Raw genomic sequence first — 22,138 nt, forward strand, 5'->3', positions numbered from 1 at the left:
CTTACTATGAATCGTAAAATCATAGTAAGGCTTTTTTTATTGTTTTTATACCAAATGTAATTTTTCCATTGCTTTTACTAATCCATCTTCATCTACATGGTCCGTCACAAAACTCGCAGCAGTTTTCGCTTTCAAATGTCCATTCCCCATAGCTACACCTGTCCCTACTGCCGTCAGCATTTCAACATCATTTAAACCATCACCGAATGCTATTGCATCTTGCATCTCAAAATTTGTATATCCAAGTAATTGTTCAATCCCATACGCTTTAGAAACGCCTTTATTTAATACATCACAAGAATAAGTGTGCCATCGAATTAACTGCAATTTCGGAAAAGCTTTTGCATATTCTTCTTCTTCTTCGATACTTACAAACAACAATACTTGATAAATTGGATGAGTTAAGTAGAAATCTTTATCTAATCTTGGCATAGGATAGAGTAACGAAGTCAAGCTTTCCTTTATCTCAGGATGTTCTGGTATAGAAGTAACCATCTCTTGATTATCTAAAAAGACTAATGGCTTATCCTGTTTCTCAACATATTTAACAAGAGCTTTCAATTGTTCGAGAGGCACTGGTTTCAACGAAATACGCTGCCCCTTATATACAACATATTGGCCATTAAAACAAACATAAGAATCCACTTCTAGCGTTTCAAGAACTTCCTTAATCATAAATGGAGCCCTACCTGTCGCTATGACTACCTCATGACCATTATCTTTTACCTTTTTGACCGCTTCAATTGTTGTTTGTGGAATTTCTTTTTTCGAATTATATAGTGTACCATCAATGTCAAAAAACAATATTTTTTTCTTCATACTAAATTACTTCCTCCTTTTTCTCTAAATTCTATATGTTAAGTAAAAAAACTTTACAGCGAAAGTTTAATATTGTATAATGTCCACGAGGAGTGATATGCCATGTTTAAACGCCTAAAAAAACAATTGTTGAAACGGCTCAATGGCTTGCTCGGAAAAAAAACAATCGCTTAAGTATATTTGCCCTTCATAATTTTGGAGGGCTTTTCTTTATTTTAAGTTACTAGCGTGATAATATAAAGGAAATGCAATTATTTTGAACGTGTTAAAGGAGAGCATATTATGATTTACAAAGTTTATTATCAAGAAAATGCGCTTGAAGTACCAGTTCGCGAAAATACTAAAAGCTTATATTTAGAAGCGGCAGATGAGCGTGAAGTTCGTCAAAAACTTAAAGACCGTAACTACAACATCGAATTTGTTCAATTGCTTGAAGGAAACTACTTAGAGTATGAACAAGCAAGCGAACATTTCCACGTGGAGAAGCTCTAAACGTATGAAGTTTGTCAAGAATGACCAAACAGCGGTTTTCGCACTCGGCGGACTGGGCGAAATCGGTAAAAATACGTATGCCGTACAATTTCAAGATGAAATTATCTTGATTGATGCAGGAATTAAATTCCCTGAAGACGATCTATTAGGTATTGACTATGTTATACCAGACTACACTTATTTAGTAAGAAATGTAGACAAGATTAAAGGTCTTTTCATTACTCATGGGCATGAAGATCACATTGGTGGTATTCCTTATTTGCTACGTCAAATTAACATTCCTGTTTACGGTGGCAAGCTTGCACTAGGTTTGTTACGTAATAAATTGGACGAGCATGGTTTACTTCGTCAAACAAAAATGATTGAAATCCAAGAAGAGGACATTATTAAATTCCGTAAAACTTCTGTGAGCTTCTTCAGAACGACTCACAGTATTCCGGATGCATACGGTATTGTCGTAAAAACTCCTCCTGGTAATATCGTTCATACAGGGGATTTCAAATTTGACTTTACTCCTGTTGGTGAACCAGCAAACTTAACAAAAATGGCTGAAATCGGACGCGATGGTGTGTTATGTCTACTATCTGATAGTACAAATGCCGAAGTTCCTAATTTCACAATGTCTGAACGTAAAGTTGGCGAAAGTATTGATGAAATACTACGTAAAGTAGAAGGGCGACTTATTTTCGCAACATTTGCTTCAAACATTCACCGTTTAAAACAAGTTACTGATGCCGCTGCTAGTCACGGACGTAAAATTGCTGTATTTGGTAGAAGTATGGATAACGCCATTACAATTGGTCGTGAATTAGGCTACATCACTGCACCTAAAGAAACTTTTGTTGATTCACAAACGTTAAATCGTTTGCCAGCTAACGAAGTACTAATTCTTTGTACAGGTAGCCAAGGCGAACCAATGGCTGCACTTTCTCGTATTGCTAACGGCACTCACCGTCAAATCCAAATCCAACCTGGCGATACTGTTGTATTTTCATCTTCACCAATCCCAGGTAACACAATTAGCGTCAATAAAACAATCAACTCGTTATTCCGTGCAGGTGCAGAAGTTATTCATGGTTCATTAAATAATATTCATACGTCTGGGCACGGTTCTCAAGAAGAACAAAAGTTAATGCTTCGTCTGATTAAACCAAAATTCTTTATGCCAATTCATGGTGAATACCGCATGCTTCGTATGCATGCTGATTTAGCTGTTGATTGTGACGTAGAACCAGATAATACATTCATCATGGAGAATGGTGACGTCCTTGCACTTAGCCCTAACACGGCTGCTGTATCAGGTCGAATTCCTTCTGGTGATGTTTACATTGATGGTAACGGAATTGGTGATATCGGTAATATCGTTTTGCGCGATCGCCGCATCCTTTCCGAAGAAGGTCTAGTTATCGTTGTTGTTAGCGTGAATATGGAGACACAGAAAATTGTTTCTGGCCCAGATATTATCTCTCGTGGTTTCGTATATATGCGTGAATCAGGTATGATGATTAACGAAGCACAACAAATGTTAAACCGTCACTTACAACGTACATTACAAGACAAAACTCCTCAGTGGTCAGAATTGAAAAATGATATCACTGATGCGTTAGGACCATACTTGTTTGAAAAAACAAAACGTCGTCCAATGATTTTACCTATAATAATGGAAGTTTAATTACAAAAGGGTAGAGATTTTTAAAATCTCTACCCTTTTATGTTTTTTAGCGAAAGTCTACAAAAATGGAAGTTACTGTTCTGTTTATTTTTACAAAGAATCATTCGTCCCTAGCTCTCTAATTTTACTCTTAATTCATCATTTTTTTCTCAAAACGACTAATATCAACATCTGCTCCTATAACAATTAAAATATCACCTTCATGAATGACCTCATCTGCTTGTGGTGAAACGATGATTTCCTGCCCTCTTTTAATCGCTACAATATTAATACCATATCTTACCCTAATGTCTAAGTTAATGATTGTATGGCCTTCTAATAAATGATTTGCCTTAATCTCCATAATTGAATGTTCCTCAGATAACTCCAAGTAATCGAGTACATTATTGGACATCATGTTATTCGCAATGCGAATTCCCATATCACGTTCTGGATGGACAACATGATCTGCACCAATTTTCCGTAAAACTTTTTCATGGTAATCATTTTGTGCTTTTACAGTAATTTTTTGTACCCCTATTTCTTTTAACATCAATGTTGTTAAAATACTCGATTGGATATCATCACCGATTGCTACAATTACATGTTCAAAGTTACGAATTCCAAGTGATTTCAAAACGGATTCATCCGTCGTATCTGCTACGACTGCTTGTGTAGCGATTGGAGCAAACTCATCGACTCTTTCTACATGTTTATCTATCGCCATTACATCAGCACCTTGTTGGATCAGCTCTGAAACAATACTGCCACCAAAACGGCCTAAACCAATGACAACAAATTCTTTTTTCATGAAATTTCCCCCGATACTGTAAAGAATGGACATAGTGTAACACAATACATTCAAGCATACAAACGGGTCAATTGCTATTTTTCCCAACAAAAAAAGAATTGTCCTAATAAAAATGGGACAATTCTTATGACATTTGAAATTTTTTATGCGTCAGCTTTACGAACTTCGTCTAATACACGGTTAACGCGTTTTTCAAGCATTTTCATACCACTGCCTCCTGCTTGAAAGTGACGAAGTTGACCTTCTTTATCAAAAACATAATATGCAGGTACATATTCGTTATCAAAAGCATCAGTTAACTTCATTTCACTGTCAACAAAGATTGGTTGAGTAATATCATGCTCAGCTGCAGTTGCTTTAATAACGTCTAAATCTAAATCATTTTCAGAACGTGGCATATGAACTGCAATAACATTCAATTCTCTACTGTATTCATCACGGAATTTATTAACTTCTGGCATCGCCTCTTTACATAAATGACAGCTAACTGACCAGAAATGAATTAGTGTTGGTTTGTTGCCGATTAAGTTCTCTTTTGATACTTTACCGTTTAACCAAGCTGTTTCGCCTACTAATTCAGGCATTTGTGCACGTAGTTTCATATTTAATCACCTCATAATGGAATTCGTACTTAGTATATTCTCATCTTTCAAAAAAAGACCTAACATTTGTTAGGCCTTTTTGATGTTAAAAATCTAAATTAAACTTTAAGAGTCTTTTGACCTGGGCGCCAGTTAGCAGGGCAAAGACCACCAGTTTGTAGTGCTTGTAGTACACGAAGAGTTTCATCTACATCGCGACCGATGTTATTGTGGTTAACAACTTGATATTGAAGTTCGCCTTCTGGATTGATGATGAATAATCCGCGAAGTGCTACGCCTTCTTCTTCAATTAACACACCATAATCACGAGATACACGTTGATTGTGATCAGCTGCTAATGGGAATTTTAATTGACCGAGACCATTTTCAGTACGATCAGTATTGATCCATGCTAAGTGAGTGTGGATTGTATCAGTTGAAACACCAATTACTTCTGCATCAAGATCTTCAAATTCGTCATAACGATCTGACATTGCAGTGATTTCTGTAGGGCATACAAATGTGAAGTCCATTGGATAGAAGAATAAAACAGTCCATTTGTCGTTTTTCATGTTTTCTTCTAAATTAACTTTACCGAATTCTTTATTAGCTAGTACTGCTTGCATTTCAAAGCGTGGTGCTTGATTTGCTACTAAACGTTCTGCCATGTTGAATCCCTCCAAATATTTTTATATATGCTATTGCGAAAAACTATAATTTTCGCATTAATCCAATTCCTACAATAGCAAATCACCATTGCGAAATCAATCATAGACACTTAATAATTATTCTAATCTATCTCTTATTGTGACAAATAATCGACATTTTATGTATTCAAGAATAAAAAACTTATATCCGATAAATATCTATTGATTTTATTAAAAAAATGATAAAAAAAGAAAAAACTCCAAAGATGGAGTTTGAAATCTTAATAATTTTAGGTTTATTAGTCAATGTTAATATTTTGCATATGCATAAATATCCCACTCATTGATTGTTGACTATTCTACAACATCTTTTACAAAGGTCGATTAGGTCGGCCTTTGCAATTATCACAGAAGGGATCGTCACATTCCTCTTCTCGCCATTCATTGCAATTCGCACAAAACAACGAATCATATTCATCAGAATAGCGTAATAATCCTAAACATTCAGGACAATAATCTTCTAACGCTACTGCATCAATTAAGCGATTATTTGCCATTAGAAATGTACCTTCAAAAACGGGATCACTTGGGACTTTTACTGCACCCTGTCGTTCTTTAGGATCTAGATAAAAAAACAATTTCTTTCCCAATATTTCCGCCTCCTTAGATATCTAGTTTAGCATAACTCTCCGCCATTTTTCTCTATAATACTTTTTATTTTTTAAGAACATTTCGACGAACTATTGCATATATTCTATAATTACTTTAAAGGTCGAATAGATTGATTTAAATTTCACTAGAGGCATATAGAATAGGTTAAAAAGTCTAAGTAAAAACATTTCAAATATGTTATTGCTGATGAATGTCTCTTTTAATTCAATACAACAAAAAACTCATCAGCCTATTGTTGACCGATGAGTTTAATTATTCATTCTTCGTTTATACCGATGCAGCGCTCACACTCATAAAGAGTCGATTCCACACGCTCAACAATTAGGCAACCACATTCACGACAATGTTTTTTTGCTACTTCTTGTTTCTTTGTTTCCATTGTAATCTCCCCCGTTTTTGTTATTGAATATGACTATAGCTTGGTAAAGTTAAAAATTCTTCAAATGTCGGTTTTAACGTCAAGAACTCGAAAATGTCTGCCGCTTCTTCATACCGACCATTTTGGAAGTTTTCTTGGCCAACTTGTTGTTCAATTTGTGCAAGTTCTTGCTGTAATACTTCTATAAATAACTGCTCGTTAATTTCACGACCATCATCAAGTTTCCCTTGCGGATGACGAATCCATTGCCAAGTTTGAGAACGTGAAATTTCTGCAGTAGCCACATCTTCCATCATATGGTTAATTGGCGCTGCTCCATTACCTCTTAACCATGAAGCGATATATTGTACCCCTACACTGCAATTGACTCGTAATCCAGCCTCTGTAATTGTTCCTACTGGTACTTTTAACAAATCTTTTGCTGTCACATGCACATCTTCCCGTTTACGATTTATTTGGTTTGGTGTTTTCATATGCTCATCGAATTGCTCCATTGCTACTGATACTAATCCTGGATGTGCAACCCAAGTACCATCATGACCATCTGAAGCTTCACGGCGTTTATCTTCTCGCACCTTTCCAAAAGCGATGTCATTTGCCTCTGGATCATCTTTAATCGGAATTTGCGCAGCCATACCCCCAATAGCTGGTGCATTCCGTTTATGACAAGTTTGCACACATTTCAATGTGTACGCACGCATAAATGGCGATGTCATAGTCACTTGGCCACGGTCAGGTAAAATTACTTCTGGTTGATTACGTAACCGTTTCAAATAGCTGAAAATATAGTCCCATCGTCCACAATTTAGCCCTGCTGAATGCTCACGCAATTCATATAAAATCTCATCCATTTCAAATGCGGCTGTAATCGTTTCGATTAAGACAGTCGCCTTAATCGTCCCCTGCGGAAGACCAAGTTGCTCTTGAGCATAGATAAATACATCATTCCATAATCGGGCTTCTAAATGACTTTCAAGTTTTGGCAAGTAGAAATACGGACCGGAACCACGATCTACTAACTCTTTAGCATTATGGAAGACATATAAACCGAAATCAAACAAACCTCCAGCGATTTGTTTACCGTCGATTTCTATATTTTTCTCGAGTAAGTGTAAACCTCGCGGACGAACAAGCAAGACAGCTGGATTGTCAGTTAATTTATATGTTTTACCATCAGATGTTTGTGTAAATGAAATCGTTTTGCGTACTGCATCACACATGTTCACTTGCCCTTCAATCATATTATCCCAAGTAGGAGACGTTGCATCTTCAAAGCATGCCATGAACATTTTGGCACCAGAATTCAGTGCATTAATGACCATTTTACGATTAACAGGCCCCGTAATTTCTACACGACGATCTTGTAGGTCCGCAGGGAGTGGAGCAATGGTCCACTCTCCTTCGCGGATTTCTTTTGTCTCTGGTAGAAAATCCAGTTTCTCTCCAGCATCGATGCGCTGTTGTCTACTTTGGCGCTCGTCTAATAATTCCATTCTTCTTTGATCAAACTGGCGGTGTAACGCTGCTATAAATTGCAAAGCTCCAGCTGTTAAAATTTCTTCGCTCGCTGCCGATTGTTTTCCTAAAATTTTAATATCTTGAGAAGTTGCATGTCTAGTACTCATAACCTATCCCCCATTTGATTAAATAAATTGTGCTGTTTCAGTAGAGCCCTTCATAGCAGTTGTAGAAGATGTTCCTCCTGAAATTACTTGAGATACATCATCAAAGTAACCAGTTCCTACTTCACGTTGATGTTTTGTAGCTGTATAACCTATTGTTTCATTAGCAAATTCAGCTTGTTGAAGTTTAGAATATGCAGCCATGCCATTGTCTTTATAATCATGCGCCAATTCGAACATGCTATGGTTTAAAGCATGGAATCCTGCTAACGTTACAAATTGGAATTTGTAACCCATTTTACCTAGTTCCACTTGATATTTAGCGATTGTTTCATCATCTAAGTTTGCTTTCCAGTTGAATGACGGTGAACAGTTATATGCAAGCATTTTATTTGGGAATTTTGCACGGATTGCATCAGCAAATTTTTTTGCCTCTTCTAAATCCGGCGTTGATGTTTCGCACCAAATTAAATCTGCATACGGCGCATAAGCAAGCCCACGAGCAATCGCTTGGTCAATACCCGGTTTTGTACGGAAAAAACCTTCAGGAGTACGCTCTCCTGTGATAAATTCTGAATCTCTTGGATCGATATCACTTGTCACCATATCCGCAGCATCAGCATCAGTACGAGCAATTAGAATTGTTGGTACATTTAAAACATCAGCTGCAAGTCTTGCAGAAATCAGATTACGAATTGCATTTTGTGTTGGCAATAAAACTTTGCCTCCTAAATGACCGCATTTTTTTTCTGAAGCTAATTGATCTTCTAAGTGAACACCTGATGCACCTGATTCAATCATACCTTTAACTAATTCGAAGACATTTAATGGTCCGCCAAATCCTGCTTCCGCATCTGCTACAATTGGTGCGAACCAGTCAAAACCATCTTCACGCCCTTCAGCATGATCGATTTGGTCTGCACGTTGTAGTGCTTGGTTAATGCGTTTAACAACCGTAGGAACACTATTAGCTGGGTATAAGCTTTGGTCAGGATACATTTGACCAGAAAGGTTTGCATCTGCCGCTACTTGCCAACCACTTAGGTAAATTGCTTTTAAACCTGCTTTAACTTGTTGTACTGCTTGATTACCTGTTAATGCTCCTAAAGCATTAATGAAATCTTCTTCGTGCAAAGATTTCCATAAACGTGCAGCACCTTTTTTTGCCAATGTATGTTCAATAATTACAGAACCGCGTAATTTAACTACTTCTTCAGCGCTATATGGACGTTCAATCCCTAACCAACGACCCTCTTCTGCCCAGCTTTTTTCTAATTGCTCCACTTGTTGTTGTCTTGATACCATTACAATCCACACCTTCCAATTAATTTACGTTAAAGTCTGCTTGAATTTATTGTTGCATAACAGTAAACGTTGTTATAAATTAATATATAACAGTTTCTAATTTTTGTTATTGTTTTTTGACAAAAACCCATTTTTTTACGATGAAAGAACGTTTTTCCAAGATGAATTGAGGGGGCGCTTCAAATGGTTGAGGATAAAGTTGGTTTTGCAAAAGAACTAATTAATCAATACAAGAATTTGTTAGCAGATTGGATTCCACAAGATGCCACATTGGCGATTGCCACCGGAGAATCGTACATCTACTATTTAGCTGGCGCTTATGATGTACATCTAAATAATGGAAAAGGTATAAAAAAAGGTAGCATTGCAGAACGAGTCATTCAAGAACGAAGAAAGATTGAAGCTGTTGTAGAAGAAGAGCTATTAGGTACACCCTATTACGGCATTGGTTATCCCATCGACTTAAATGGGCAGCCTGCAGCACTACTTGTCATATTACCTCCTGATCACCAGGTTGCTATAAAAGAACCGTTTCGCTTTATAACTGGTAAACAAGAAGATGAATGGGCGCCTATCGCAATTGAGAAAGTTTCGCATTTCGAGAGTTTAAATAAAAAGAGCTGGTTTTATGCTAAAAGTGAACAATACAAAACAAACTTAACTTTAAAAGAGTTACATAGACGATTACCTGATTGTTTTCTACGAATTCACCGTTCTTATATAGTAAATATTCACTCCATTCAAAAAATAACGAAAGACTTCTCTTCTAATTTAATGATAGTTTTGAAAGATAATACTGAACTACCTGTGAGTAGTTCCTATATTAATGATGTGAAAAAAGCTCTAGAATTTTAGAATTAATATTAATTCTGTCTACCGGATGCGAAAACGCATTCGGTTTTTTAATTCTAAAAGTTTCAATTGAAGAATTGATAGATTATATCCTACAAAATAATCTTAATTTATATTATTACTAAACAACTTTACAGAATCATCTTCTATATAAATGGAATACATTCTTTCCAATTTTGGGTACCCAAATAATAGAGAATACAATTTTCAACTTAGAATTACGGATATTTTCTCATAAACTTTCAAACTAGCTTTTATTTTTTCTTAAAACGGTTGAAAAATGCTGTCAATTTTGTATAATAGATATCGTTTGAGTAAACTAAAAGTTTCGTTAAAGTAAACTTTTGATTCTTTAAGTTTACGAATAGTAAACAATCGAGGAGCAAGGTAGATGCAAATCGGCAAAAAGATTAAACGACTTCGCCTAAAAAAGGGGCTTACTCAAGAAGAGTTAGGCGAAAGAACAGATTTGAGCAAAGGTTACATCTCACAATTAGAAAGAGATCTTAACTCCCCTTCTATTGAAACTCTCTTCACATTGCTAGAAGTTCTTGGCTCAACACCAAAAGACTTTTTTGATGATGAACAAGAAGAACAAAAGGTCGTCTACACAGATGAGGACCAAACAATCTTTACAGACGAAGATAAAAAATATCGTATTCAATGGCTTATTCCAACTTCTAATGAAAAAGAAATTGAACCTGTCATTTTAACATTTGAACAAAACGGTGAATTCAAACAATTTGAGCCTTCTCTATCTGAAACATTTATTTATGTTTTAACAGGGCGTGTTCGACTTGTATTAGGTAAGGAAGAATATATCGCAACTGCAGGTAATGCGGTCTATTTCGATGCTTCGGATACTCATCAGCTGTTTAATGCTCACGCAGGAAAAACCGAGCTTTTACTCGTCGCAACCGAATCTTATTTATAGTTTAGGAGGCCCAACATGACTGAAAACTCAATTATTCGCTTTGAAAACGTGTCAAAGTCTTATTCTGATGGCACTGTTGTATTAAAAGACATCAGTTTTGAATTAGAGAGAGGTGAGTTTTACACGCTACTAGGTCCATCTGGTTGTGGTAAAACAACAATTCTCCGCCTAATCGCTGGTTTCATGGAGCCTACGAGTGGCTCAATTTATTTTAATGGTAAGAAAATCAATAATGTTCCTGCAAATGAACGACAAGTGAATACTGTATTCCAAGACTATGCCCTATTCCCACATTTAGATGTGTTTGAAAATGTAGCGTTTGGATTACGTATCAAAAAACTAAAAAATGCTGAAATTACAACTCGTGTAAATGAAGCATTAAAATTTGTTAACTTAGACGGTTATGGCAATCGAGAAATCTCTGAAATGTCAGGTGGTCAACGTCAACGTGTCGCTATAGCTCGGGCAATCGTTAATGACCCTGAAATTATTTTATTAGATGAACCTTTGTCTGCTTTAGACTTAAAGCTTCGTACAGAAATGCAATATGAACTACGCGAATTACAACAACGACTAGGTAAAACTTTCGTTTTCGTTACACATGATCAAGAAGAAGCATTAGCAATGTCGGATGAAATTTTCGTTTTAAACGAGGGAAATATTCAACAAAGTGGTACACCAGTTGATATTTATGATGAACCTATTAACCGATTCGTTGCAGATTTCATCGGTGAATCAAATATAGTGCCTGGTACGATGATTGAAGACTTTGTCGTGAATTTCGCTGGCAAAACATTCGAATGTGTCGACCAAGGCTTAAATCCAAATGAAAAAATAGATATCGTAATTCGACCTGAAGATTTGGAAATTACGTCACTTGAAAAAGGTAAGTTAGAAGTAACTGTAGATACACAATTATTCCGCGGCGTACATTATGAATTATCTACCTATGATGGAGATGGAAACGAATGGCTTGTACACTCATTAAAAAAAGCAACAGTTGGTACGAAAATCGGACTAGATTTTGATCCTGAAGCCATTCACGTTATGCGTCTAAACGAAACAGAGGAAGACTTTGACAAACGTTTAGAATCATATGGAGATGAAGAAGATGAGAAATAAAAAAAATAGTTCAATTACGCTCATTCCGTACTATTTGTGGATTGCGCTCTTTGTAATTGCACCAATTATATTGGTTGTGTATTACTCACTGCTTGATTTAAATGGGAATTTCACATTAGCAAACTATCAAAACTTCTTTACGGGCGTTTATTTGAAAATGACGTTAAGTTCGTTTTGGTACGCGTTTCTGATTACACTATTCTCATTATTAGTATCTTATCCTACAGCTTATTTAATTACTAAAACAAAGCAAAAACAACTTTGGCTAATATTAATTATTATTCCATCATGGATTAACTTACTTTTAAAAACGTATGCTTTCATTGGAATTTTCGGCATGAGTGGTCCAATTAATGCATTTTTGAAAATAATCGGCATTCCAGAACAACAAATACTATTTACTGATATGAGTTTTGTTTTTGTAGCTGTTTATATTTTCATTCCGTTTATGATTTTACCGATTTTCAATGCACTGGATAAACTAAATCCAGCACTTATTTATGCTTCTCGCGATTTAGGTGCTTCTAAACTAACTACATTCCGTAGAGTTATATTACCACTTACAATGAACGGTATTAAATCAGGAGTTCAAGCTGTATTCATCCCTGCATTATCTCTATTCATGATTACTCGACTCATTGCAGGTAATCGCGTTATTACACTTGGTACTGCAATTGAACAACAATTTTTGGTTACTCAAAACTGGGGAATGGGTTCGACAATCGCTGTATTCTTAATACTATTTATGTTCATCATTATGCTAATCACTGGTCAAAAAGAGAAAGGGGCATCACTAAATGGAAAAGCTAAGTAAAAGTTCAAAGCTCTATTTAGCTTTGGTTTTTGTCGTTTTGTATGCGCCTATTCTGTTTTTAGTATTTTACTCTTTTAACAGTGGCGGAACGATGACAAATTTCAAATCATTTACATTAGAGCATTATATAGCTGTATTTGAAGATACACGTTTGATAAACATTTTGATTAATACAGTTGTAGTAGCATTATTGTCTGCACTCATTTCTACGATAATCGGAACTCTTGGTGCGATTGGAATTATTTCTATGCGCAATCAAAAACTACGCAATACTGTACTCTCGCTAAATAATATTTTAATTGTTAGTCCAGATGTAATTATCGGGGCTTCATTCTTGATCTTATTTACAATGGTTGGAGTTAAATTAGGCTTCAGTTCTGTATTATTATCACACGTCGCTTTCAGTATTCCAATTGTTGTCATTATGGTATTGCCTAAACTGCAAGAAATGAGTTCTTCTCTTATTGATGCAGCACTTGATTTAGGTGCTACACGTCGAGACATTTTAACACGCGTTATTTTACCTTATGTCAAACCAGGTATTTTCGCCGGATTCTTTTTAGCGTTAACTTATTCTCTAGATGATTTTGCTGTGACGTTTTTCGTTACTGGAAATGGCTTCAGTACTTTATCAGTTGAAATCTACTCAATGGCGCGCGCCGGTGTTTCTTTAACTGTTAATGCTATATCTGGATTAGTATTCTTTGTTACGATGTTACTTGTGCTCGGTTATTACTTCATCACAAACCGTAGTAAAGGCGCACGTGGATCGGAGGTTCCGAAATGAAGTCATTAGTACGTTATACAGTTGGCATAATTCTTGTTTGCGCAATACTGATGTACGCTGCAAGTGTAATGGACAAAACTTCCGGTAAATCAGGAAAAGATATTTTAACCATTTATAACTGGGGAGAATATATTGATCCCGACTTACTTAAACAATTTGAAAAAGAAACTGGTATTCATGTTATTTACGAAACATTTGATTCAAATGAAGCGATGATGACGAAAATAGAACAAGGTGGTACATCTTACGATATTTCGATGCCATCTGAATACACAATTGAGCAAATGGAAGAACGTAAGTTACTGCTTCCAATTGATTACAAAAAAATTCCAAACATCAAGAATATCGATGATGATTTCTTAAATTTAGATTTTGATCCGAAGAATAAATACTCCGTCCCTTATTTCTGGGGTACCGTAGGCATTGTTTATAATCCAACGATGTTAAATGGTCAAAATTTCGATAGCTGGGATGACCTTTGGGATCCATCTCTAAAAGGAAAAGTGATATTAGTTGATAGTGCTCGTGAAGTTTTAGGTGTTAGCTTAAACAGTATGGGGAAATCACTTAATTCAATTGATACCGATGAATTACAGGCAGCAACTGATAAACTAATTAAACTGGCCCCAAATGTCAAAGCTATTATCGGCGATGAAGTAACTCAATTAATGGTAAATGGTGATGCATCTGTCGCTCTAACTTGGTCAGGTCAAGCTGCTGATATGATGAATGAAAATGCAGACTTAACGTATAATGTACCATCAGAAGGCTCTAATTTATGGTTTGATAACATGGTTATTCCTAAAACGTCTAAAAACATAGAGGGTGCCCATAAATTTATTAACTTCATGTTAGATCCTGAAGTAGCTGCTCAAAATGCTGATTATGTCGGCTATTCTACACCTAATAAGGCAGCATTAAAATTAATGGACCCAGAAGTAGTGAACGATGAACGTTACTATCCTTCAAAAGAAGTTCGAAATAATTTACATGTGTATAAAAATTTAGGTAAAGAAAAAATCGGTGAGTACAATGAATTTTTCTTAAAATTTAAAATGTCCATACGATAGAATGAAGAAGCTCGGTAGGTGTAAACCTTACTGAGCTTCTTTTGTTGCTTAACGCAAAATCTAACTGTATAATTCTATCAGTATCATTAATTAGTAACACGAAATACTTCTACAAGAAAGAGAGCAATCTATGAAATCCTCTAATAAATTGGCGTTGATCTTATTAATGTTCAATATGTTTATCACCATGAGTGCCGTTGGTCTCATTATTCCCGTCATGCCAACTTATTTAAAACTATTCGGTGCAGCTGGACAAGTACTCGGTTTTTTAATTGCTATTATTGCTTTTGCACAATTTCTGTTCTCCCCTATTGCTGGGAATTTATCTGACCGTATCGGTCGAAAAAAATTAATAGTTTTTGGTCTAATTCTAAACGGTATTGCACAAATTTCATTTGGCTTATCTACAGAGCTTTGGATGTTATTCGTTTGTCGTTTCTTAATAGGAGTAGGCTCTGCCTTTATCGTACCACCTATTATGGCTTATGTAGCAGATATTACAACCATTGACGCACGCGGAAAAGCGATGGGGCAAATTGGAGCAGCTGTTTCACTAGGCTTTATGATTGGACCTGGAATTGGTGGCTTTTTGTCTCATGTTAGTTTGCACTTTCCATTTTACTTTGCTGGTTCATCTTCTATTATTGCTGGCGTTTTATCTCTTATCTTATTACCAGCGACAACCCCTGTAATACAGAATGTTGTAAAAGGTGAAAACATATTCAAACAACTATCTCGTTCATTCCATGCCTCATATTTTGTACTACTTATTGTTGTCTTTGTATTCTCATTTGGAATATCAAACTTCCAAGCGACTTTATCAATGTTCTTAACTTATAAGTTTTCATACACAGCAACTGATATCGCCATATTAATGACTGTTGGTGGTTTTGCTGGAGTGGTCGTTCAAGGCTTTGCATTAAATAGTCTATTTAAGAGATTTGGAGAAATGAAAATTATTTTATTTGGCCTTGTAGTTGCTTCCATTAGTATGCTAGGAATATTATTCGTTAGTGGATACTTTATCATGTTACTTGTGGCGACTCTATTCTCAACAGCAACCACTTTAATTCGTCCGGCTGTAAATACTCTGATTTCAAAAACAGCTGGCAATGAACAAGGATTCGCTGCTGGTATGAATAATGCATATATGAGCTTAGGAAATATGATTGGACCTGCCCTTGCCGGCATATTATTCGATTGGAAAATGAATAGTCCATATATTTTTGGAACAATAATTTTAGTAGGTTGTTTCTGTCTAACTGCAATTTGGACAAAAAGAAAAACAGCACAAGCTTAATAGAACATATGAAAAGGCGGCTCAAATTCGAGCCGCCTTTTTAACGTATTTTCTTATTTTTCAACAATTCACCAACGTTAAGTTGTTCTTCTTGTTGAGTTTCTTTTTTTGTTTTACGAATTCCATTTGGAATATTTCGTAATGTAGTCCAACCGAAGCGTCTTATTGTGATATCGATAAAGAATAATAACATCGCCATTAACACTAACCATTGTGCAATGTTCTGCTGGTTTGAACTTGCTGAAGGAAGCTTACGAAATGCTTCGGCCGGTTCTGTTAGTTCTTTACCATTGGTTTTTGTCGAAAGCTCTGTTAATAACTTCGTATTGTCCGGCTGTATTTGATATTCTGCACTGTAAGGGATTGTCAGTCCAGCCTGATACATCCCTGCATCTTCATTGGAAACTCTAAAGAATACTAATCCAGGTCCATGATCAAAATTCACACGAGTTTTACCTGGTGATAAAGGTTCTTCTGTGATTGATAACTCTTCACCTTTTTCATCTACAACGACTATGTCCATAAAGGCCGATTGTGCTGTCGGGTCTGAAACGATAAAAGAACCGTCGCTTTGCTGTTGAATATTATAAGGCACTTCATTATATGAAGGGAGTAGCTTCGATACGGTCGTGTTCCAAAAATCTGACCATCCTTGGAAGCGAGCCCAATCCCCGCTCCATTTTCCTGTTGTATCCGATGTAAAGGCCATTGTCTTTCCTAGACCATACTTCCATTCTGCAAGAACAGGATCGTCCTTTTCACTTTCTATAATGACATTAGCTGTCTGTTTAGCTGTAGTAGCAATATATGCGTTCATTTTCGGCACGCCATCTTTAAATAGACTTTGCCATTTTGCCCCTCCACCTATGATGGGGTAAAATGGATTGTCTTCGATATATGTGCGGGTCAACATCGAAGTTTCACGAGAGAGTATCGACGGAATTGTTTCTTCATCTGCCACATCATAGAATCGACCTGCTCCTGCTTCTGCTAGATATTGAAGCAAACCTCGATCAGAATCTTGTCCAATTGCAACGGTAGAAAGTGTAATATTCGCTTTTTTACCTTCTTCAATTAGCTGCTCATAGGAATTATTTGTGGCTGCCTGACCATCTGTTAACAAAATAATATGTTTGCGCTGTAACTTTAAATCTTGCATACGTTCATAAGCTAAGCTTAAAGATGTATAAATTTCCGTCCCTCCGTCTGGTGTGACAGATAGAATTTGCTCAATCACTTGCTTTTTATTTTCTAACGGATTTGGCGGTATGATTTCCCATGGCCGATCGTCAAATGCGATAAAACCAAATATATCATCTTCGCGCAATAATTCAACTGAGCGTGCAGCTGCTTCCTTTGCTAAATTAATTTTGTTACCATACATACTTCCAGAACGATCTAGAACAATTGTTAAACCAAGAGAAGGAATCTTTTCTTTCCCCTTCACTTCCATTTCAACAGGCAAAATGGTCTCAATCGGCGTTTTGAAATAACCACCGAGACCAAAACTATTTTCCCCACCAATCATCATAAAGCCCATACCAAAGTTTTTAACCGCCTGTTCAATCATCGCCATTTTCTGTTCTCCGACTAAATGCCCTGAGACATTGTCAAAAATAATAGCATCATAACCAATATAAGAAGACTGCATTGAAGGTAATTCCAACGCGGAGATGGTATCTACCTTCAGAGTGCTCTGGTCAATAACATTCGATAGACTGCTTGATTTCACATCGTCACTGTGTACTAATAATATATGTGGTGTTCCTTGTACTGTAGTAACACTTGTCAATTCATTATTTTCAAGTAATGCATCTTCTGCCATTTTAAGCTGGGCCTTATACTTAATAAGACCATCACCTTTAGCTGTATGGCGGAAAGTAACTGTATTTGAACCACTATCTAACTGAACTTTTTGCTTTTCAATTATTTTATCATTCGCTGATAATAGTAGCTCGCTTGTTGTATTTGTAGAAGCTTCTATTTGCACAGTTAACTGTTGTCGCTCACCTTTATATGCCACTGGCGGTGTTTCAAAGGAAGTAATGGCAACATCTTGTTTTACTGGTTTATCCACTTTTACTGTATCAATTTGAACATTACTATTTTGTAATCGACTAAGTTGTTCTGTTGTTGACCCCGCTGTTTCAACACCATCTGAAAAAACAACAATACGGGTTGCCTTATTTTTGTCTACTACATTCGTTACTAACTGTAAGGCATTTGCTAAATTTGTTTGACCACTGTCTTTTAATACAGGCCATTCTGGTAAATTGGTTCTGTTAGCCGTTAAGCCAAGATCTGTCTGTACTCCTGTAGCAAAACTATAAACTCCTTTAGATTGATATTCCTTACTACTTTCCATACTTTCTTGGATCCAACTGGCAATGTCTTTTTCAGTTCCTTTCATCGAGGCAGAACGGTCTACTAAAAAGACTACTTGTTCTTCTTTTATCGACAATAATATATAAGGTGCACTCAATGCAAAAACGAGAAGACTTATTGCTACTACACGCATACAGAAAATAATTTTATGTTCTTTATTATAACTTTCCCTACTTTGTAACCACGCCCATCCAAAATACAATAGAACCGGTATAAATAACAGTAGCCATAGGGGGTCATCAATGCGTAAATCCATATCGACGTTGCACCTCCCATTCAGCTAGTAATAATACGATGATAAAGAATAAAAACAATGGTACAAGGGATTGCTGTACAAAGTTAGTCGCTTTTTTATCTGCCGTCTCCCCATATTCAAACGATGTTCCTTGTACAATTACTTTCTCCTGCTGTTGTAATGTAACTGCGAAGCGTTTTTCCTCGTTTCCTGATTTGATCATATAGAGTCCTGGTTTGGTAGGTGCGATAAAACTGCTACCATTTTCAAAGCTACGAATATATTCACCATCTTGGGTATAAATTTCATACCCCATTGTTTCTCTATCTTTTTCTGCTAAAGATATAGTACGTCTTTCATTTGGTGAAAACGTACCAATATCACTACCACTACTAGCAAGATTTTCTTTAGCGCTCCATAAAAATAAAGGGAATGACGGATGTAATGGCCAGTCTGTCATTTGTATATCAGCTAAGACTACAATATGTCCTACTGGTGAAATTTGAATAAACGGCTCATCACCAATTGTTGCAACTGTTTTATACTCCTTAAATGCCGGATATAGCTCATTGACATAGACATCTTTAATCGGTGCATAAGCAAAGAGATTAGAATTCTCCGTTTCAACCTCACCGCTGATTTTTTTTGCTTTTTTATCATCACGGCCAATTAATAGTACGGGTTGCTTTTTTTGTTCTAACAACTTCGTTTGGTTTGTCACGATAATTGCATCGTCCTTTGAATCTTCCAATTGTAACGATGGTACGATACTTACTGGGAAATCCATTGCTTGAAATGCTTTTTGTACAAGTTGCTGTAACCCTTGATCGACTAAAATTTTGGTCATATTCTGCTGTACCAAAATGGTCATTTCATTATCCACTTTGTAGTTATCGTTTACTTTCAACTTAGCTGTTAGTACTGTTTGATCAGTAAGTTTATCGAAGAGAACACGTTCTTCTTCATTTGCAGGAATAGTAATTTTCTTATTTACTAACGTTTTACCTGTATCATTAGAAATAGTGACTGTTACCTGCTGTTCTTTACTCGTATCATTTTTCACTTGAGCTATCGCTTTCAACTGGCCATCTACTTTTGTTGCACCAAAACGCTGCAATGAAATGTTCTGTAAGTCATCAGGTGCCCCTATAACAATCCATTTAATATCTGATAATTCCAGTGGCAATTGGTCACGTTCTATAGCATCTGTGAACAAATAAATAACCGCTGATTTCTTGCTAATGAATGTCTGTAAAAAGTCTAACGTTTTTGGAAATTCTTCATTAGCATATGTAACTTCTAATGATTTCACGGCATTTTGAATTGTCTTTGTATTTGTTTCGTTGCGCAAAATAACTTGTGGCTCTGGCCCAGTTGTCATAATCGTAACAGCTTTACCACCTAGCTTATTCGTTAAATCTAGCATTTCTTTTTGATGACCTTCAAATATCGTTTGACCATCTTTCTCTGCTAACATTGTAGCTGATGTATCAACTACCCAAATAATTTGATCACCTGCAATAGACTTCGTTTTCCAATACGGCTGTAATAAAGCGAAAACGAGTATAATCAGTCCAAGTATTTGCAAATAAAATAGAGCATTTCTTTGTAAATGTTGCAAATAAGGGGAAGCCTTCGTTTCCTTCATTACTTCATCCCAAAAAAGCGTAGAGGAAATTTGTTTCTCCACATACTTCTTACGGAAAAAATAATAAATTAAAACCGTTAGAGGAATAATTCCTGTTAATAGAAACGGTAGTTGATTAAATCCCATTTACTTCACCTCACTGTAGCCATTTTGCTTTGACTAGTTGGTTGAATAGAGCATGTTGAAGTCCATCTGCCACTTGCAAGGTTATATGCTGAACACCATATTTTCTACATATTGCCTCAAGCTGCAATTGGTGCCCTTGTTGTTTTTCTTCATATGATCGAAGAACATTTTGCGACATTGATACATTAACGCTCGACGATGTCTCTACATCAACTAATCGCACATCCCCAGAGTACGTTGGCAATTTTTCATCTGCTGACTGTATTTGAAGAAGTCGAATATCCCCAGCAAATCTTGGCACTTTACTTAAAAAAGCGCTCCATCTTTCAAGTGGCTCGAGCATATCTGAAATAATTAGTAGAATTGTTGCATCCCTAGGCAAGGTTTGCAAAGCATGATCAGTAAAGGTTTTACTGAATATTGGTTCCGATAAATCAGCTACTGTCTTTTCATAAGCCCTTTGATACGTGGAACCTTTTCGACGAAATGGTGGTGTTGGCTTATTTGACACATATGAAAATGATAATCGATCGTCTTTATTCAACACCATTAAGCCTAATGCTGTAGAAAGCTGTCTGGCAAAAAGCCATTTCGCTTCCTCTCCCATAGATTTTGTTGTATCAAGTAAAATATGAACACGCATCTCCTGTTCATCTAAAAAGCGTTTAATAAAAAACTTCTCTGTTCTCGCAAAGACATTCCAATCCAACTGTCTTACATCGTCACCTGGATGATACTCTCTAAAGTCAGAAAAATCTAGAGATGCTCCAAAGCGCTGTGATCGGTGTGATCCTTTATGATGTCCGCGTATTTTTGTAGCTGTATTTAATGATAAACGGCGAATTTTACTTGCCCATTCATTTGGCAGCAAAAAATGGGGTTGCTTCATACTACTTGCCCTTGTTTCATTTTATCAAGTAACGTATCTAATACATCGTCAACTTGTAAGCCCGTTGCTTCTCCTTCATAATTGAGCATTAAACGATGTCGTAGAGCTGGTTTTGCTACAGTTTTAATATCTGCAATAGATACGTGATAACGTCCATTGATAAGAGCACGTGCTTTTGCAAGTTTTACAATACTTTGCAATCCACGAGGACCACTACCATACTCAATATACTGCTTTACTTCATCAATCGTATCAGAGCTATCTGGATGCGTAGCAACGACTAAATCTACCGCATAAGAAAGCATATCTTCAGCTATTATAATTTCTTTCACCATTTCTTGTAGTTCAACGATTTCTGTATCATTCATGATTTTTTGTAATTCAATTGAGATTGACCCCGTCGTTCTTTTCATGATTTCCATCAGTTCTGATTTGGATGGAGTAGGAACTAGTATTTTACAAAGGAAACGGTCCATTTGTGCTTCTGGTAGAGGATATGTTCCTTCCATTTCGATTGGATTTTGGGTAGCTAATACAAAGAATGGTTTTGCCATTTTCTTTGTATCACCAAGAACAGTTACTGTTTTTTCACCCATTGCCTCTAGTAATGCACTTTGAGTTTTTGGCGTTGCACGGTTAATTTCATCGGCTAATACCATTTGACTGAAAATAGGACCCTTTTGGAAAGAGAAACGCTGATTTCCATCAGCTGAACGTTCAATAACACTCGTACCTGTAATATCCGTTGGCATTAAGTCTGGCGTAAATTGAATACGTGAAAAAGATAGATCAAGTACTTCAGAAATTGTACGGATTAACATCGTTTTCCCTAGTCCGGGAAGTCCTTCTAATAAGGCGTGGCCATCTGCAAGAACAGCAAACATTGTATAATCGATTGCCTCTTCCTGCCCAACGATAAAACGACCAATTTCGTCTCTAACAGCTTGTAATTTTTCACTCATCGTTACATATTGCTCTGGCGTGTAAGACATGGATT

21 protein-coding genes are annotated in these 22,138 nt (G+C 36.3%); 9 read left to right on the forward strand and 12 right to left on the reverse strand.

Annotated elements, in window-relative coordinates; all coding sequences use genetic code 11:
* Window positions 1–45 precede the first annotated feature (45 nt).
* Window positions 46–819 carry a Cof-type HAD-IIB family hydrolase gene (locus tag ACQKMD_RS02720; RefSeq protein ID WP_427749218.1) on the reverse strand — a complete coding sequence of 258 codons (774 nt, stop codon included), beginning with the start codon at window positions 817–819 and terminating at the stop codon, window positions 46–48.
* Window positions 820–1,101: 282 nt separating this feature from the next.
* Between ACQKMD_RS02720 and ACQKMD_RS02725 the strand changes: the two genes are divergently transcribed.
* Both ACQKMD_RS02725 and rnjA read left to right on the forward strand, forming a co-directional pair.
* Window positions 1,102–1,311, forward strand: coding sequence for a DNA-dependent RNA polymerase subunit epsilon (locus ACQKMD_RS02725; RefSeq protein WP_053417599.1), 210 nt, complete (start codon window positions 1,102–1,104; stop codon window positions 1,309–1,311).
* Window positions 1,312–1,315: 4 nt separating this feature from the next.
* Window positions 1,316–2,983 carry a ribonuclease J1 gene (gene rnjA / locus ACQKMD_RS02730; protein WP_427749220.1) on the forward strand — a complete coding sequence of 556 codons (1,668 nt, stop codon included), beginning with the start codon at window positions 1,316–1,318 and terminating at the stop codon, window positions 2,981–2,983.
* Window positions 2,984–3,113: 130 nt separating this feature from the next.
* Here the strand turns inward: rnjA and ACQKMD_RS02735 are convergent, their stop codons facing one another.
* From ACQKMD_RS02735 to aceA, 7 genes are all read right to left on the reverse strand, one after another.
* Window positions 3,114–3,773 carry a potassium channel family protein gene (locus ACQKMD_RS02735; protein WP_427749222.1) on the reverse strand — a complete coding sequence of 220 codons (660 nt, stop codon included), beginning with the start codon at window positions 3,771–3,773 and terminating at the stop codon, window positions 3,114–3,116.
* A gap of 143 nt (window positions 3,774–3,916) precedes the next feature.
* Window positions 3,917–4,375, reverse strand: a complete 459-nt coding sequence (locus ACQKMD_RS02740; RefSeq protein ID WP_427749224.1) for a TlpA disulfide reductase family protein — start codon at window positions 4,373–4,375, stop codon at window positions 3,917–3,919.
* Window positions 4,376–4,473: 98 nt separating this feature from the next.
* A complete protein-coding gene (locus ACQKMD_RS02745; protein WP_427749226.1) occupies window positions 4,474–5,022 on the reverse strand; it encodes a peroxiredoxin in 549 nt (182 codons plus the stop codon).
* A 350-nt stretch (window positions 5,023–5,372) separates the two neighbouring features.
* Window positions 5,373–5,651: a hypothetical protein gene (locus tag ACQKMD_RS02750; RefSeq protein ID WP_427749227.1), complete on the reverse strand. Its 279-nt coding sequence runs from the start codon at window positions 5,649–5,651 to the stop codon at window positions 5,373–5,375.
* Between the two features lie 278 nt (window positions 5,652–5,929).
* Window positions 5,930–6,052, reverse strand: a complete 123-nt coding sequence (locus ACQKMD_RS02755) for a protein YhfH (RefSeq protein ID WP_427749229.1) — start codon at window positions 6,050–6,052, stop codon at window positions 5,930–5,932.
* A 20-nt stretch (window positions 6,053–6,072) separates the two neighbouring features.
* Complete coding sequence (aceB, locus tag ACQKMD_RS02760) at window positions 6,073–7,677, reverse strand: malate synthase A (RefSeq protein ID WP_427749231.1); 1,605 nt, start codon at window positions 7,675–7,677, stop codon at window positions 6,073–6,075.
* 18 nt (window positions 7,678–7,695) lie between these two features.
* A complete protein-coding gene (aceA, locus tag ACQKMD_RS02765; protein ID WP_427749232.1) occupies window positions 7,696–8,979 on the reverse strand; it encodes an isocitrate lyase in 1,284 nt (427 codons plus the stop codon).
* A gap of 183 nt (window positions 8,980–9,162) precedes the next feature.
* Between aceA and ACQKMD_RS02770 the strand changes: the two genes are divergently transcribed.
* The 7 genes from ACQKMD_RS02770 (at window position 9,163) to ACQKMD_RS02800 (ending at window position 15,858) form a co-directional block, all read left to right on the forward strand.
* Window positions 9,163–9,834, forward strand: coding sequence for a LytTR family DNA-binding domain-containing protein (locus ACQKMD_RS02770; RefSeq protein WP_427749234.1), 672 nt, complete (start codon window positions 9,163–9,165; stop codon window positions 9,832–9,834).
* Window positions 9,835–10,222: 388 nt separating this feature from the next.
* Window positions 10,223–10,765: a helix-turn-helix domain-containing protein gene (locus tag ACQKMD_RS02775; RefSeq protein ID WP_038183578.1), complete on the forward strand. Its 543-nt coding sequence runs from the start codon at window positions 10,223–10,225 to the stop codon at window positions 10,763–10,765.
* 15 nt (window positions 10,766–10,780) lie between these two features.
* A complete protein-coding gene (locus ACQKMD_RS02780; protein ID WP_427749235.1) occupies window positions 10,781–11,887 on the forward strand; it encodes an ABC transporter ATP-binding protein in 1,107 nt (368 codons plus the stop codon).
* Entirely contained in the window at window positions 11,877–12,701 is an 825-nt protein-coding gene (locus ACQKMD_RS02785) for an ABC transporter permease (RefSeq protein WP_427749237.1), read from the forward strand. The genes ACQKMD_RS02780 and ACQKMD_RS02785 overlap by 11 nt, the downstream gene beginning before the upstream one ends.
* Window positions 12,685–13,488, forward strand: coding sequence for an ABC transporter permease (locus tag ACQKMD_RS02790; RefSeq protein WP_427749238.1), 804 nt, complete (start codon window positions 12,685–12,687; stop codon window positions 13,486–13,488). Before ACQKMD_RS02785 ends, ACQKMD_RS02790 begins: the two co-directional genes overlap by 17 nt.
* Window positions 13,485–14,558: an ABC transporter substrate-binding protein gene (locus ACQKMD_RS02795; RefSeq protein WP_427749240.1), complete on the forward strand. Its 1,074-nt coding sequence runs from the start codon at window positions 13,485–13,487 to the stop codon at window positions 14,556–14,558. Before ACQKMD_RS02790 ends, ACQKMD_RS02795 begins: the two co-directional genes overlap by 4 nt.
* Before the next feature lie 130 nt (window positions 14,559–14,688).
* Window positions 14,689–15,858 (forward strand): MFS transporter, encoded by a 1,170-nt coding sequence (locus tag ACQKMD_RS02800; RefSeq protein WP_427749242.1) that lies wholly within the window; start codon window positions 14,689–14,691, stop codon window positions 15,856–15,858.
* 40 nt (window positions 15,859–15,898) lie between these two features.
* Here ACQKMD_RS02800 and ACQKMD_RS02805 read toward each other — a convergent pair whose 3' ends face one another.
* The 4 genes from ACQKMD_RS02805 to ACQKMD_RS02820 are packed head-to-tail and all read right to left on the reverse strand — an operon-like array spanning window position 15,899 to window position 22,133.
* On the reverse strand, window positions 15,899–18,499 hold the full coding sequence (locus ACQKMD_RS02805; protein WP_427749244.1) for a VWA domain-containing protein: 2,601 nt from the start codon (window positions 18,497–18,499) through the stop codon (window positions 15,899–15,901).
* Window positions 18,483–20,252: a vWA domain-containing protein gene (locus tag ACQKMD_RS02810; protein WP_427749246.1), complete on the reverse strand. Its 1,770-nt coding sequence runs from the start codon at window positions 20,250–20,252 to the stop codon at window positions 18,483–18,485. Before ACQKMD_RS02810 ends, ACQKMD_RS02805 begins: the two co-directional genes overlap by 17 nt.
* 10 nt (window positions 20,253–20,262) lie before the next feature.
* The gene (locus ACQKMD_RS02815) at window positions 20,263–21,141 is read right to left on the reverse strand and encodes a DUF58 domain-containing protein (RefSeq protein WP_427749248.1); all 879 of its coding nucleotides are present in this window, start codon (window positions 21,139–21,141) and stop codon (window positions 20,263–20,265) included.
* Window positions 21,138–22,133 carry an AAA family ATPase gene (locus ACQKMD_RS02820; RefSeq protein WP_427749249.1) on the reverse strand — a complete coding sequence of 332 codons (996 nt, stop codon included), beginning with the start codon at window positions 22,131–22,133 and terminating at the stop codon, window positions 21,138–21,140. Before ACQKMD_RS02820 ends, ACQKMD_RS02815 begins: the two co-directional genes overlap by 4 nt.
* Window positions 22,134–22,138 lie beyond the last annotated feature (5 nt).

Source organism: Viridibacillus sp. NPDC096237 (assembly GCF_050278625.1).
In the GTDB taxonomy this organism is placed as follows: Bacteria; Bacillota; Bacilli; order Bacillales_A; family Planococcaceae; genus Viridibacillus.

Bases quoted from the DNA above. Each gene is read 5' to 3' on its own strand.
- ACQKMD_RS02720 (WP_427749218.1), bottom strand. From the start codon at position 819: ATGAAGAAAAAAATATTGTTTTTTGACATTGATGGTACACTATATAAT.
- ACQKMD_RS02725 (WP_053417599.1), top strand. From the start codon at position 1,102: ATGATTTACAAAGTTTATTATCAAGAAAATGCGCTTGAAGTACCAGTT.
- rnjA (WP_427749220.1), top strand. From the start codon at position 1,316: ATGAAGTTTGTCAAGAATGACCAAACAGCGGTTTTCGCACTCGGCGGA.
- ACQKMD_RS02735 (WP_427749222.1), bottom strand. From the start codon at position 3,773: ATGAAAAAAGAATTTGTTGTCATTGGTTTAGGCCGTTTTGGTGGCAGT.
- ACQKMD_RS02740 (WP_427749224.1), bottom strand. From the start codon at position 4,375: ATGAAACTACGTGCACAAATGCCTGAATTAGTAGGCGAAACAGCTTGG.
- ACQKMD_RS02745 (WP_427749226.1), bottom strand. From the start codon at position 5,022: ATGGCAGAACGTTTAGTAGCAAATCAAGCACCACGCTTTGAAATGCAA.
- ACQKMD_RS02755 (WP_427749229.1), bottom strand. From the start codon at position 6,052: ATGGAAACAAAGAAACAAGAAGTAGCAAAAAAACATTGTCGTGAATGT.
- aceB (WP_427749231.1), bottom strand. From the start codon at position 7,677: ATGAGTACTAGACATGCAACTTCTCAAGATATTAAAATTTTAGGAAAA.
- aceA (WP_427749232.1), bottom strand. From the start codon at position 8,979: ATGGTATCAAGACAACAACAAGTGGAGCAATTAGAAAAAAGCTGGGCA.
- ACQKMD_RS02770 (WP_427749234.1), top strand. From the start codon at position 9,163: ATGGTTGAGGATAAAGTTGGTTTTGCAAAAGAACTAATTAATCAATAC.
- ACQKMD_RS02775 (WP_038183578.1), top strand. From the start codon at position 10,223: ATGCAAATCGGCAAAAAGATTAAACGACTTCGCCTAAAAAAGGGGCTT.
- ACQKMD_RS02780 (WP_427749235.1), top strand. From the start codon at position 10,781: ATGACTGAAAACTCAATTATTCGCTTTGAAAACGTGTCAAAGTCTTAT.
- ACQKMD_RS02785 (WP_427749237.1), top strand. From the start codon at position 11,877: ATGAGAAATAAAAAAAATAGTTCAATTACGCTCATTCCGTACTATTTG.
- ACQKMD_RS02790 (WP_427749238.1), top strand. From the start codon at position 12,685: ATGGAAAAGCTAAGTAAAAGTTCAAAGCTCTATTTAGCTTTGGTTTTT.
- ACQKMD_RS02795 (WP_427749240.1), top strand. From the start codon at position 13,485: ATGAAGTCATTAGTACGTTATACAGTTGGCATAATTCTTGTTTGCGCA.
- ACQKMD_RS02800 (WP_427749242.1), top strand. From the start codon at position 14,689: ATGAAATCCTCTAATAAATTGGCGTTGATCTTATTAATGTTCAATATG.
- ACQKMD_RS02805 (WP_427749244.1), bottom strand. From the start codon at position 18,499: ATGGATTTACGCATTGATGACCCCCTATGGCTACTGTTATTTATACCG.
- ACQKMD_RS02810 (WP_427749246.1), bottom strand. From the start codon at position 20,252: ATGGGATTTAATCAACTACCGTTTCTATTAACAGGAATTATTCCTCTA.
- ACQKMD_RS02815 (WP_427749248.1), bottom strand. From the start codon at position 21,141: ATGAAGCAACCCCATTTTTTGCTGCCAAATGAATGGGCAAGTAAAATT.
- ACQKMD_RS02820 (WP_427749249.1), bottom strand. From the start codon at position 22,133: ATGTCTTACACGCCAGAGCAATATGTAACGATGAGTGAAAAATTACAA.